Origin of the sequence: Shewanella sp. SM20 (assembly GCF_025654545.1) — a bacterium.
Lineage (GTDB): Bacteria > Pseudomonadota > Gammaproteobacteria > Enterobacterales > Shewanellaceae > Shewanella > Shewanella oncorhynchi.
In genome coordinates this window covers 1-14,029 of the sequence record NZ_JAKKRK010000030.1, presented here as the reverse complement: position 1 = coordinate 14,029, position 14,029 = coordinate 1, and the positions used below count along the sequence as shown (strand labels likewise).

Below are 14,029 nucleotides of genomic sequence, written 5' to 3'. Positions count from 1 at the left end.
CCTAATAAAAGACCCAATAAAAAAGGCAACTGCATTATGCGGTTGCCTTATGTGATTGCCTTTAATGAAAGGAATCGATTAACGCTTAGCTCTTAGGTTTCTTCGGTTTTGGCAATAAGCTGAAAATCTTATTGGCGATATCAGTATTGTCTTGATGGCCGTTAAACAGCTCAGATGCGGGACCTGCGGCAAACACTTGTACGTCTGTGCCTGTGTGACCGTCGGTTGTCCAACCTGTATCAGTTCGCTTATCAATAACATGGCGAATTGCAACCGCGATGGTTTCTAATCCCTGCATTCTGGCGACCGTTAATTTTGCGATTTCTTCTTCGTTGAGCTCAAAACCTAAACCGCGGGCGAGATCGGCCTGCCATTGTTCACCGCTGATGGCGGCCAAGGCTAATGTGTCGGTACTGGCTGAAATGTTGCGTAGGATTTCAGGGTTCCAGTTGTACTTTCCATCGACGCCAATCGATAGGCCGCCGGTGTTATGGTCGGCGGTGATCACCATCAGGGTATCAGGATGTTCACGCACGAATTGCTCAACCACTTCAATGGCATTGGAGAATTCATCCATTTCACCCATGGCTGTAGCTATGTCGTTATTGTGACCCGCCCAGTCGATGAGGCTTCCTTCGACTAACAGTACAAAACCTTGGTCATTCTGCGACAGTAAACTGAGCGCTTTTTGGGTTAAAGTGCTGAGTTTTTTCGCATCTTTTTCATCAATTGCCCAAGGTAATTGGACTTCGGCAAACAGTCCCAGCACTTTAGGTTGGGTGATGCTGGCGAGATCTTCAAAACGAGTAATATGTTGATAACCCTTGGCTTTAAATTGTGCTAATAGTTCAGGGGTAAAGTATTTTTGACCACCGCCTAAGAATACATCGGCGTTGGTTTCTAGATAGCTGAGTGCTAAAGCGTCGTAGTTTTTACGGCTCTCGTTGTGGGCTAAAAAGGCTGCAGGCGTGGCGTGGTTTATCTGGGATGTGACAGCCACACCTGTGCTAAGGCCAAGGGATTTGGCTTTTTCGAGTATGGTCGGCAGCGGTTGCTTTTGGGTATCGACCGAAATCGCCCCATTGTAAGATTTAACGCCAGTGGCGAGCGCTGTTGCTGCCGCGGCTGAGTCGGTAACATAACCACTGACACTGGCGGGATAAGTGCTCGCCATACCTACAAGTAAACGGTCGAATACGGTTTGTTCGACTTCCTCTGTGTCAGGATTATCTTTGTAGTAACGGTAAGCGCTAGTGTAAGACGGTCCCATACCATCACCTATCATGATGACAATATTTTTGGGACGCGACGGTGCTTTCGTTGGACCTGTTTCTATGTTGGCCCAAGTCGGAGTCGATAGTAATAAACCTATGCCGAGTAACAAGAATGGCGCTTTGGTGAAACTCATATCACATCCCTAGAAAGTGGCTAGGCGCTTGTGATGTCAAAGCGCCTTAAATCAACAAACTCGTTGGTAAATTTTTATGCTTTGGTGTTAATGCGTGCTTCAATAGCATCCATTAACATGCCGGTGATGTCGACATCAAATGCTGCTTGGATCTCACGGATACAAGTTGGACTGGTTACGTTGATCTCAGTCAGCTTGTCACCAATGACATCGAGGCCGACAAAAATCAGTCCACGTTTTTTAAGTTCTGGACCAATGGCGCGGGCAATTGCCCAATCGCTGTCGGATAAAGGTTGAGCTACACCGCTTCCGCCTGCCGCTAAGTTACCACGGGTTTCGCCTTTCATTGGGATACGCGCCAAGGCGTAGGGTACAGGCTCACCATCGACCACTAAAATGCGTTTATCACCTTTGGTTATCTCAGGGATAAAGGCTTGCGCCATGGCATATTGTTGGCCATAGCTGGTCAAGGTTTCTATGATGACCCCAAGGTTTGGGTCGTCCTGCTTCACGCGGAAAATCGAGGTGCCGCCCATACCATCAAGTGGCTTAAGAATAATATCGCCCTTCGCTTGGTGGAAAGCGCGGATACGTTTGGCATCACGGGTCACGATCGTTTCTGGCGTGAATTCGCTAAACCATGCGGTAAACAGTTTCTCGTTAGCATCACGTAAGCTTTGCGGCTTGTTAACGATCAACACGCCTTGTTCTTCGGCGCGTTCAAGCATGTAAGTTGCGTAGATAAACTCAGTATCGAATGGCGGGTCCTTACGCATTAAGATCACGTCGAGTTCGCTCATCGGCGTGTCTGTAGCTTCGCCGAGTTCAAACCATTTGCTCGCATCATTGAAAACAGTTAACGGACGCATATTGGCCATCGCCACACCGTTGACCATGGCAAGATCGGCCATTTCCATATAAAACAGCTGATAACCTCTTTCCTGCGCGGCCATTAACATGGCAAAACTGGAGTCTTTCTTAATGTTGATCTCACTGATGGGGTCCATCACTATGCCGAGTTTTATCATTAATCTGTTCCTTATTTGTCGCCGTTTGCAGGCAAAAAAGCATTTATTGGATAATGGGGGGCTATACCACCGCTGTGTACGGCTGTGGACGGTCTAGCCTAAATCACCAAATCTGAGTTGCAGTGCCGTAATGGCGGTGAGCGAGGCGGTTTCGGTGCGTAGCACTCTGGGGCCAAGCAACACATCGGTAAACTGATAGGTTTCTGTCATGGCGATTTCTTCCGCCGACAAACCGCCTTCTGGGCCAATTAATAGTCGCACGCGGGTATGCGCCAAATCTAAGCCATTGATACCGTGTGCGGCACGTGGATGCAAATTGAGTTTAAGCGCTGAGGTCGGCTCACTGCACCAATCGTGTAAGTCCATCGCTGGGCGAACCACGGGCACTTGGCTGCGTCCCGATTGCTCACAGGCGCTCACGACGATCTTCTGCCATTGCTGAATTTTTTTCTCTAGGCGTTCACCGTTGAGTTTCACACCGCAGCGATCTGAAAACAGCGGCGTAATCGTATTTACGCCAAGCTCGACCGATTTTTGAATGGTGAACTCCATTCTATCGCCACGGGAAATCACTTGGCCTAAGTGCAAGTTGAGTGGTGACTCAGATAAATTGGCCTCACAGGAGAGCAGCTTTACTGTGACATGCTTCTTACCTGCATCGACAATTTCAGCAAGATAATCATGGCCATCGCCATTAAATAGACTGATATGTTCGCCGTTGCCCATGCGTAGCACCTTGCCGATATGGGCCGCGCCATCTTCGTCTAAGTTCAACTGTTGATTGATGGCTAATGGCTGAGGTTGATAAATTCTTGGGACTCTCATTGTCGACCTTATTCGGCTAATTGTTGACGCTGTGGTGGCGCATTACAGGCATTCTGCACAAAGGGGTTATGGTTACCTTGGGTTTGCGCTATGGCGTTATCACGTTTGCACTCAATAGTATCAACTGGATAGGTTTTATCCCATGCCTTAAACAATTTTAATTGGCTTGAGGCGATTTTAAGACCATAGGTCTGCTGCATATAGAGGTAGGTTCTGGCTATCTTACCGCGGGTATTCGCGGGAGGTTGTGCTTGACGATTCTTAAAGTCGACTACCATAGCACATTGGCCATATTGGTCGGCCTTACCGTTCCATTGGCTAAATCGGAAGTTGCTGCGATCGCCATTGACCTCACCAATTGCGGGTACCAAATTATGCATGTCCGATTCCATCTTATTAAATTCATTACTGTTATCGGCACAGTTTTTACGGCCGCCCTTTTGCCAGCATTGGAGTTGATGGCCAAATTCCCAGGCGGGGACTATGTGTTCCCACTCGATACGGTTGGCGCGTGTTTCCTGTTTACGGACTTGATAACCACAGCTGGCGAGATCGGGTTTCCACGATTTGCCTTTGATCTGAATTTCACAGCCACAGTAAAAGCTGACTGCGGGCAGAGTACCTTGGCGACTGCCTGCGTAGAGCGCCTGTGACTTGGTTTTCGCTTGGCTGAAACTGCTGGGATGTGACACTGAGGCACTTGCGGGCACAGATAAGGTCGCCGCCCAAGTGATTAGGCACAACAAAAGTCGCCGTGAATTAACGGTTAAAGAAGCTATGTTCAAAATTTATCCCAAAATAACAAACACTACGCGAGCCTTTGGCTCGTCTTTTATGGCGTGATGGTAAGGGAAATATCGCTGTTTATGCAAATTGAGTCGTACTTAGGTGGGAGTTTTGTTTGCTGAAAGTCGCTAGATCGCAGTTAAATGGGTCTTACAGCGTTTACAAATATAACGACTTTCACCACGCAACACCTTGTTATGGCGGCGAATACTCAGTCGAATCGGTCCACAGGCGCAGCGATACTCAACATCGCGACTCGTAACTGAAGTGGTATTAAAGCTATGTGTGGTACTCGGATTGATCTTAAATACCGTTAACATCAAAGATTGCCATTCTTTACCGTGGGGCTTGGTTTTGCCAAAAAGCTGAAAACACAGCAAATGACAAATTTCGTGGGGGACGACCTCAGTCAGAAATGCCTCGCTGTTTTCGCGTAGCAATACAGGATTGAATCGCAAGCGATTCTGTTGCAGATGAGCCGTACCCGCGCTCTTACCCCTTAGACTAAATTGAGTGACTGGGCGTGGAAAAGTGCGCTTAAGCGATATCTCGGCCTCTTGATAACAGGCTTCAATTCGCTCTAGTACTTGAATTTGTAGTGTTGAGAGTGGACGTGATGAACCGGTGAAAATATGCGCCTGAGCCGGATTTGGTGCTGGTGGACTCGTTATCACCTGCGACTTATCTTGGCTTTGGCCCAAGGCTGCGTACGTCGATTTTGTCAGCGGGGCAAGTGCTTCACTGCTGCGACGGCGTAAGGCATTGAGTAAGTCAGCGGGTTTCAGCATAGGGTTAGCGTTGGATCTCGTCGGTTAAAGATAAAATTGAGTGCTTAAAACGTATCGGTGATTAAGCCTGCCTAAGCGTTCACATCAGAAGCGTTCGCATCATAGCGAACGCTATCTGACAATGCTAGTTTCGGCCAGTTTCAGCCAGTGTGACTTGGCTATAAACTCGCTGCCGCCTGCATCACCATAGTGCGTACTTGCTCGACTATGGCTTGCTCAGTATCGGCGTCATAGCCTTTGACTCTTGGTGTGTGAATGTGGCCGACCTTGGCATGGCTATTAAACTTTTGCTGTAAGACTATGGCGCGGTAAGAAATTTCATTAGAAAGATAACCACCGCCGGAGCCTTCGATTGAGGTTTCGTTTTGCAGTTCGTTTAATGACGTCGCACTAAATTCACCGCGGGCAAGGGTAGTGACAGTATGGTTATCATTGACTTTCCATTGACCATCTTTGACTTGCATAGCCGAAACAGGCAGTGAAAATTCCACAAATTCGGGGCCGATAAAATCTTTACCATTAAGCTTTGGGGCAACCGGTGCGGTTTTAGTGCCGCCAGTGAGTACGTTTTGGTTATCGGGCGCTGCTGCACTGCGATTTCGCCCTGGGAAACGTTCAATATCAAAATCAGTTCGGCCCATGCTAACGGTGAACACAAATTGGGTTTTGGGATCGCGATAAATCGGGCTAAATAGCGACTCGATAAGTCCTTGATCAAAATCTGCAAAACGCACTGGCACCATAGCGGTTTCTATTTGCGCCGTTTTACCATTAATTTCAAAGCGAAAACCATCCAAGGCGAGGGCGACTAGACCTGAAGGATTACTCTGGGTGATATCTTTGTCGAGGAAAAAAGGATCGAAACCCGTGAGGAAGATTTTGATTTGGACATCATCACCATATTGAATATCGCTAAAACCCCGTGAGGCCTTTTCAACCGCACTCATTAATATGTCTTGTTGCCAATCGGCCATTTTAAAGTTGGCGCTGGTGGTTTTTAGACTATTAAGCATGGCAAGGCGAGCCCAGTATAAAGGTCGGTCGTCAAAATGCCCTGACTGCACATCGCGGACAGCTTGTTGCCACAATCTGTGTCCTTGGCGCGCCGCTAATTGGGTGGCGTCAACTTCGTTTTTCTTTGAGCTCAGCTGAGCCAGACCATCGTCAAGTGCTTGATAGCGAGTGACTACGTCGCCTATGGTTTTTTCGGCTGTTGGTAGGCGGGAAACTTCAACATCACCAAATAACTGCACGGCACTGGCTGTAGTCATTAAGCTGGTGGTGAGGATGAGTGTTAACACTGGCTTTAACATGTTTGGCTTCCCTGTAGTGATTAGACGTTATTCATTGGAAATAATGATTATTTTTTTCGTGCGGATAGGCTCTTATGCCAAAAAGTATGCACTACAAGCTGAGGGTAATAAAGTTAAGCTCAGTGATCTTTGTCATCTTATGCCAATATCTTCTATCACAAATCATGTGGCGCTGGCATTAATCCATCTGCAACAGTGCAATAGGGTCTAGTTTGCCTCTTTTTTGCCACAATTGGTCAGCAGTTTGCTAGGGCATGCCAAAACACTAAGTGATAGCCTTAATCACTTTTTTAGTTCATTGGATTGGTTGTTTTTCTACAAGGAGACTTTATGCGTTTGTTCACCATATCGGCTGTGCTGGTGATGTCGTCTATTTTAGTGTCGTCAAGCTTAGTGGCGCCGACTTTTGCATCTACTACAGCTAAGGAGTGGCAAGAAACCCGCAGTTGGGATGCCAGTTTTACTCAGCACCAAACTAAAGGCGTAGTGGTGTTATGGAATGAAAACAAGCAACAGGGATTCACTAATAATCTTAAACGTGCCAATCAAGGTTTTTTACCTGCATCGACGTTTAAAATTCCTAACAGTTTGATCGCGCTAGAGCTTGGCGTGGTAAAGGATGAACATCAAGTCTTTAAGTGGGATGGTAAAAGTCGAGATATCGCAACTTGGAATCGTGATCATAACCTTATTACTGCAATGAAGTATTCGGTTGTGCCTGTCTACCAAGAGTTTGCTCGCCAAATTGGTGAGGCGCGTATGTCGAAGATGATCGCCTCGTTTGATTATGGTAATGAGGATATTTCGGGAAATTTGGATAGCTTTTGGTTAGATGGTGGCATACGAATTTCGGCTACGGAGCAAATCGATTTCCTACGTAAGCTTTATCACAACAAGATACACGCTTCTGAGCGCAGTTTACGTATTGTTAAGCAAGCCATGCTGACTGAAGCGAATTCTGACTATATTATCCGTGCGAAAACCGGTTATGCAGTCAGAGCAGAACCAAGCATTGGCTGGTGGGTCGGTTGGGTTGAACTCGATGATAATGTATGGTTTTTTGCGATGAATATGGATATTCCCGACGCCGCAGGTTTACCATTGCGTCAAGCCATTACTAAGGAAATCTTAAAACGGGAACGCGTTATTCCTTAGCCCATGCTAGGTCGCGTAAGCATAGCGTATCTAAACCTTGCGAGAATTGCGTATGAAGCGGCCTACTTAGCTGACATCAATCGTGATACTGAAAGCCTAGACTCAGATCTAGGCTTTTTTATTGGGCTTTCTTGAAGCAGGCTTCCTTGATGCGACGGGAAACGTTAACCCATTAGGGATTGCAGGCTTTCTTGGCTGCTGAAGCGTTTTACAAAGAAGTCTAAGAAAACACTGATGTTGGTGGCCAGTTGGCGTCGGCTCGAATAAACCCCATAAACCTTAAAAGGTTCAATCGGCCACTCCTGTAAAATTGGTACTAGCTGTCCATTAGCAAGTTCGGTCTTACAGGCTGAATTGGATAACATGGCGATGCCAAAATCATCTATGGCTAATTGCTTCACCATTATCGGGCTGTTGACCCTCACTTTACGCTGAAAGTTCGCCATGGTTTTACGCGAACCTTTACCCAATGGCCAAATTGGTGCTGAGCGAGAAGTCCCCAATAAAATCCCACTGTGCAGGCTGAGTTCCTTTGGGGTCGCGGGTGTGCCTTTGAGTTTTAAGTATGCAGGGCTTGCCACTAAAATTGGCTGGCGTTCAAACAGTAATCTTGCGACTAAGTCCGACGATTGAAGTGGGCCATATTTGATGGCTATGTCATATCCTTCACCGACTAAACCAATATCGTTGTCGGTAAACTGGACATCCAATTCAACATTGGGATATAAACGCATAAATCCGCTACAGAGGTTAGCGATAAGTTCTTGGCTAAATGACACTGGGATTGCAATGCGTAATGATCCTGACACATCATCGTGAGTATTCTCGATAACTGCCTTGGCCGCTTCTACCTCATTGCGAATCGAATCACAGTGTTGATAAAAGAGTGCCCCGATTTGGGTCAAACTCAAATTACGGGTGTCGCGCTGTAGTAATCGCACGCCAAGTTGTTCTTCTAGCTGCGCGATTTTGCGACTTATGGTGGATTTTGGGTGGCCGGTTTCACGTGCAGCTTGGGAGAATCCCTTCGCTCTAACTACGGCTGCAAATAGCATCATACCGTTTAAATCTGGCATGTTATTCCCACTGTCTCATATTTGGAACAAAGCGTCCTATGCAGTTTAATGGCATTTGACGGGATAACAAAGTTATATTTATTGGCTAAAAATTTTCAGAGGCTAAGCAGAGGATCTTTTGATGACCAGCAATAATCAGCCCAAACACATGACTCAAGCCCAAACGCCCGATCCGCTTTTTTTACAGGCCGAGCATTTGGCAAAAGATTTTTCTCTGTTTCCTAAGCACAGTAAACAGAGTTTATCGGAAGAAATTAAAGGTCTTTTAAATGAGGATGCTATTCAAGCAAACTTAAAAGACTTGGCATCTTTAGATGTCGACGGTTACGTTGCTAAAGTGATCCAGCCGACCCAAGATAAAGGTCGTCCTGGTGCAAAACGTATTATTGCCGATCTTAAAGGTCGTTTGATTACGGAAACTCACTTGGGCTCTTTTTACAGTGCTGAGGTCGAGCTGAACTTTGGTTCACGCACTCGTCGTATTGGCTTTATTGCCCAAGAACGCACTACAGCTAACGGTGCTTGGATGCCTGAGCATCATTACGCCGCTTGTAAAGCAATTCGTCATTTCGCCGAATTGTCTATGCCTATTATCTATTTAATTGATACCCCAGGGGCGGATGCTGGCGAAATTGCTAACAGCCAAAACCAAGCGCATTCAATTTCTAAAGCCATCGCAGAAAGTGCCAACGTTGACGTACCGACAGTCGGTATCGTAATTGGTGCTGGTTATTCTGGTGGCGCAATTCCATTAGCGGCGGCGAACATTCTGTTGTCGTTGCGTGACGGTATTTTCAACACGATCCAGCCACAAGGTCTGCAAAGTATTGCCCGTAAGTACAACTTATCTTGGCAAGAATGTGCGAAATCTGTGGGTGTATCACCAGAAGAGCTTTATACCTCAGGTTGTATCGACGGTATCATCGACTTTTCACCGAGCGATCGTGACGAGCGTCAGCACAATCTGCGCCGCGCTATTATTAGCAGCGTAGAAGCAGTTGAGCGTGCAGCGATGAATTTTGTGCGTGAATCTAAAGATTTACGTGAGCATTATGATCGCAGTTTAACTCGTTTCCTTAATCCATCTAAAAACTTGATGGCTTTGGAACTGAACGCAGAATTAGCTGTGGCAACGAGCCCGACCAGTCACCATAACTTGTTCGGTAGCGCCTATCGCTATTTGCGTTATTTAACGCTACGTAGCCGTATCCATTCTATTTCTCAAGAGCAATATGGTCGTCTGTCACGTGCTAGCGTGCCAGAAGGTGATCTGTTGGCACGTATTCAACAGGAACAAGACCGTGTGTTCCAAGCTTGGTTGTCTAACCCTGACAAGCTAGTTTATGACGAAGATTTGAATAAATTGTGGACTAACTTTGTCGCTAAACGTGACGAAGTCTCTACCGAGCGTAACATGCTGACACGTTTGATTTTGGGTGAGCCAAAAGAGAACTATAAAAAAGCACGTAAGGCGCTGTTATTTAACATCAGCTGGTCTTTGTATCATCGCTGGAAGAGCAATGCGGCTAACAACTTTAAAGGGCTGATTCAGCACTTAGAAAGTTTGCCAAAGTCTGTGACTCAAGCTAAATGGCCTGAGCTGAATCAGCTGACTGTGCTGGACGTGGTGGTAAATGAAGAACTGCGTGAAGACTTTATTTGGCAATGCCATAACATTCTGATCTTCAATGCCTTGTATGACAACGTTGTGGGCAGCTTAGCGTCAATCGCGAAAGAAGCCATGATGTCGAAGAGTTTGTCACGTAACTCAGTGAACAACCTGTTGCACAAGTCAATTGACCATGCATTGTCGACGCAAGATACCTCGAACGACAAAGCTAAGTTCTATAAGTGGCTCAAGTATTTTATGGGTCAATCGAACCGCGCCGATTTGCTGGTGCGAGTAGAGCAGTGGAAGAGTGTGGGTTTCCCACAACTTAACGACAGTCTATTCGTGGTACTGACTTACTTCTTCGAGCGTTTACTGCCTGAGTATTTCGATAGCGAAAGCGATACCAGCAAGTATACTGGCGCGATCAACCCTGTGCGTATCGGTCGTCGTAAGGACTTCTGGAACCGCTTGACCATGGGTTATCAGGATCTATTGATCCAAAAAGTGCTGCGTGACGAAAAACGTAAAGGCAACATGACTTGGGAAAATGTGGTGAAGCAGTTCTTTACCCATTTCGAAGAGATCAACGGCGACAAAATGTCGGCTAACTTGCTCAACTTCCCAGGCTTCCGTTTATCGATTGAAGACGCATTAGATAAAGGCATTCGCCCATGTGGTTTGATCACAGGTATTGCTGACTTTAAAGAAAAAGGTCAAAAAGTGCGTGTGGGTGTGGCTGTGTCTAACACCGCATTCCAAGCGGGTGCATTCGATATGGCCAGTGCTGAGAAATTCTCTGCACTATTGATCGAGTGTGCTAAGCGTAAATTACCCGTTGTGTGCTTTATCAGTTCAGGTGGTATGCAGACTAAAGAAGGCGCCGCGGCGCTATTCTCTATGGCTGTGGTGAACGATCGTATCACGCGCTTTATTCGTGATAACGAATTGCCAGTACTGATGTTTGGTTTTGGTGACTGTACCGGTGGTGCGCAGGCGAGTTTTGTGACTCACCCATTGGTGCAAACTTACTATCTGTCTGGTACCAACATGCCATTCGCAGGTCAAATGGTGGTGCCAGCTTACTTACCATCAACGGCAACGCTGTCTAACTACTTGTCAAAAGTACCTGGCGCAATGGCGGGCTTAGTCCATAACCCATTCAGCGACAATTTAGACTCTCAGTTAGCAGGTATCGATCCTCTGATGCCAATGCCTTCGGCAAAAATTAACGACGTGATCATCAATGCACTGTCGACCTTAGTGGTTGAAGCTACTGTTGAAGAAGAAGTGATCGTGCAGAACGATCCACGTAAGTTAATGAAGCCAATTAACAAAGTATTGGTTCACGCCCGTGGTTGTACTGCTGTAAAACTTATTCGTAAGGCTCACGACAATAATATCAATGTGGTATTAGTGGCGTCTGATCCTGATATGACATCAGTGCCAGCGGACATGCTCAAAGAAACCGACAAGTTAGTTTGTCTCGGTGGTAACACCTCGGACGAAAGTTACTTGAACGCATACTCAGTGCTGAAAGTGGCCGAATATGAACAGGTTGATGCATTGCATCCTGGTATTGGTTTCCTCTCAGAAAGCCCGCAGTTTGCTGCATTGTGTGTGAATAACGGTGTTAACTTCGTCGGTCCTAGCGTGCATTCAATGACGACTATGGGTAACAAGTCGAACGCAATTAAGACATCGCAAGCGCAAAACGTACCTGTTGTTCCTGGTTCGCACGGTATTCTGACCAATGCTGAACAAGCCGTAAACGTGGCGAGCGAAATCGGCTATCCAGTACTGCTTAAAGCGGTACAAGGTGGTGGCGGTAAAGGTATTCAGGTTGTAAAACGTCCTGAAGACATGATTGGTTTATTCCAAAAAACCGCAACTGAAGCGGCCGCCGCCTTCGGTAATGGTGACTTGTACTTAGAGAAGTATGTGACATCACTACGTCACATCGAAGTGCAGTTGCTGCGTGATAAGTTCGGCAACGCGAAAGTATTAGGTTTGCGTGACTGTTCGGTTCAACGTAACAACCAAAAAGTGGTCGAAGAATCTGGCTCAACTATGCTGCCGGATGAGCTGAAGCGACAAGTGCTGGCTTATACCCGTGCCTTAGGCGACGCGACCGATTACATGGGCGCAGGTACCGTTGAGTTCATCTATAACTTAGATGCAAACGAAGTCTACTTCATGGAAATGAACACGCGTCTGCAGGTTGAGCATCCCGTCACGGAAGCGACTTCAGGTATTGATATCGTTAGTGCGCAGTTTGATATTGCCGCTGGCCGTTCAATTGCAGCGTTAGAACCGAAAGAAATTGGTTATGCGATGGAAGTACGTGTGACGGCTGAGAAAGCGGCGCTCGATAGCCATGGCATACTGCAGCTGATCCCAAATCCTGGCAAGATCACTGAGTGTGTGTTCCCAGATCATCCAGATGTGGAAATCATTTCGATTGCTGCGCCAGGTAAAGAAGTATCGCCATACTACGATAGCTTGATTGCGCAAATCATCATGCGCGGTGAAAACCGTGAAGATGTGATTGCCAAACTGTACGAATACTTAGACAGTGTAGTGCTGAAAGGCATCGCGACTAACATTCCGTTACTCAAGCTGATCTTGAAAGATGGTACCTTCAACGAAGGTGTTTACGACACTAACTATCTGCCACGCTTAATGGCTGAGCTCGATATTCCTGCGTTGATCGCAGAAATGGAAGCTGCCGCTGAAACTGTGGAAGTAGACACTGAGTCACTGCGTGTTGGCGAAAGTAACGAACTGAAAGTGTTAGCCCAAGGCGCAGGTATCTTCTATACCTCTTCTGCACCGGGTGAAGCGGACTTCGTGAAAGAAGGTGACATAGTCACGGTCGATCAAACACTAGCACTAACAGAAGCGATGAAGATGTTCTCGCAAGTGACCTTAGCCGGCTTTAACCGTCAGAGTGCGATTCTGTACCCTGAAGATAAGAAGTATCGTATCGAGCGCATCCTGAACAGCAATGGTCAGCAAGTGTCTCAAGGCGATTTACTGTTCGTGGTCTCGCCTGTTGAAGAATAAGCTCAGCGTTTAACGCCATAGCTGAATAAGAAAATACCCGTCATTGGCGGGTATTTTTTTGCTTCTAAATTATTGCTTCTAAATTATTGCCACTAAATTATCTGTCACTAAATATAGGTAAGCAAACATGCCACTCTTAATATGCATGACGTCTTTGACAAATCAACTTAGCTTTAATAGATAAGCTCATAACTAACAAGTGGCCAATCTCAGCTTTGTGCAATACGACCTGTATTTCTGATTAAGTCGGCAAAGAGTTTCTTTAATCTGTCGTTCGCCCATTTATCAGAACAAGTAGCATCAAGAGCCCACCTCTGGCCTCGAGAATTAACGGAATCTCCATGCTTTATTCGTAGTAATAGAGGCTCATCAAATCTCATTTTAAGTTGAAACTGAGTCTAAAACGAGCAGGGTGTGGATAACTTTGGGGGTAAGTGGTGGGTATGGTGTGGCTAGATTAGATAATTAGAATTAACTGCAAATTTCCTTAAAATAGGGGTTGCACAAAATCTCCTGCTCCCTATAATGCGCATCCACTGACACGGCAGACAGCGAAAGCCAGCTGACGAGTTAAGTTAAATTGAGTAGCTTTTAAGCACTTAATTCAATCGTAGCAAGAAGTTGAAAAAAACTCCTTGACGCGAAACGGGAAATGCGTAGAATACGCAGCCCTAGCCAACTGGAAGCGTTCGGCGCTCAGTGTGGTACTCAAGTTCTCTTACGAGGTTGAGTTGCTCTTTAACAAGATAAAACAAGAAATCTGTGTGGACACTCACAGGTGTTGAGTTAATCGAAACTGCTTAACCTTCGGGTTGGCAGTCAAAAATTTAAATCAATGTAACAATGAGTGTTCATAGTAATATGTACAGTTTGTTTCTTTAGTTAGAAACAAAAAATCAGAATTCATTGAGCCGCTGAAGTCGCAAGACGGAAGCAACAAAACTTTAATTGAAGAGTTTGATCATGGCTCAGATT

The 14,029-nt window shown here is 46.1% G+C and carries 9 protein-coding genes; 2 read left to right on the top strand and 7 right to left on the bottom strand.

All coding sequences use genetic code 11. The annotated features are described in order from the left end of the window. Window positions 1–85 precede the first annotated feature (85 nt). The 6 genes from L5M18_RS13575 to L5M18_RS13550 form a co-directional block, all read right to left on the bottom strand. On the bottom strand, window positions 86–1,408 hold the full coding sequence (locus L5M18_RS13575; protein WP_028759459.1) for an alkaline phosphatase: 1,323 nt from the start codon (window positions 1,406–1,408) through the stop codon (window positions 86–88). A gap of 74 nt (window positions 1,409–1,482) precedes the next feature. Further along, entirely contained in the window at window positions 1,483–2,436 is a 954-nt protein-coding gene (gshB, locus tag L5M18_RS13570; protein WP_168826802.1) for a glutathione synthase, read from the bottom strand. 93 nt (window positions 2,437–2,529) lie between these two features. Beyond that, window positions 2,530–3,261: a 16S rRNA (uracil(1498)-N(3))-methyltransferase gene (gene rsmE / locus L5M18_RS13565; RefSeq protein ID WP_006082999.1), complete on the bottom strand. Its 732-nt coding sequence runs from the start codon at window positions 3,259–3,261 to the stop codon at window positions 2,530–2,532. Between the two features lie 8 nt (window positions 3,262–3,269). Next, window positions 3,270–4,046 (bottom strand): endonuclease EndA, encoded by a 777-nt coding sequence (gene endA / locus L5M18_RS13560; RefSeq protein WP_173913177.1) that lies wholly within the window; start codon window positions 4,044–4,046, stop codon window positions 3,270–3,272. A 129-nt stretch (window positions 4,047–4,175) separates the two neighbouring features. Beyond that, window positions 4,176–4,835 carry a SprT family zinc-dependent metalloprotease gene (locus L5M18_RS13555; RefSeq protein ID WP_263197314.1) on the bottom strand — a complete coding sequence of 220 codons (660 nt, stop codon included), beginning with the start codon at window positions 4,833–4,835 and terminating at the stop codon, window positions 4,176–4,178. Window positions 4,836–4,993: 158 nt separating this feature from the next. Further along, the gene (locus L5M18_RS13550) at window positions 4,994–6,148 is read right to left on the bottom strand and encodes a hypothetical protein (protein ID WP_263197313.1); all 1,155 of its coding nucleotides are present in this window, start codon (window positions 6,146–6,148) and stop codon (window positions 4,994–4,996) included. Window positions 6,149–6,478: 330 nt separating this feature from the next. Between L5M18_RS13550 and blaOXA the strand changes: the two genes are divergently transcribed. After that, window positions 6,479–7,303: a class D beta-lactamase gene (gene blaOXA, locus L5M18_RS13545; RefSeq protein WP_105251500.1), complete on the top strand. Its 825-nt coding sequence runs from the start codon at window positions 6,479–6,481 to the stop codon at window positions 7,301–7,303. A 164-nt stretch (window positions 7,304–7,467) separates the two neighbouring features. On the opposite strand, the gene L5M18_RS13540 is transcribed toward blaOXA, so the two are convergent. Next, window positions 7,468–8,379 (bottom strand): LysR family transcriptional regulator, encoded by a 912-nt coding sequence (locus L5M18_RS13540; protein WP_105251501.1) that lies wholly within the window; start codon window positions 8,377–8,379, stop codon window positions 7,468–7,470. Between the two features lie 121 nt (window positions 8,380–8,500). On the opposite strand from L5M18_RS13540, the gene L5M18_RS13535 reads away from it, so the two are divergent. Beyond that, the gene (locus tag L5M18_RS13535) at window positions 8,501–13,054 is read left to right on the top strand and encodes a biotin carboxylase N-terminal domain-containing protein (protein ID WP_263197310.1); all 4,554 of its coding nucleotides are present in this window, start codon (window positions 8,501–8,503) and stop codon (window positions 13,052–13,054) included. Window positions 13,055–14,029 lie beyond the last annotated feature (975 nt).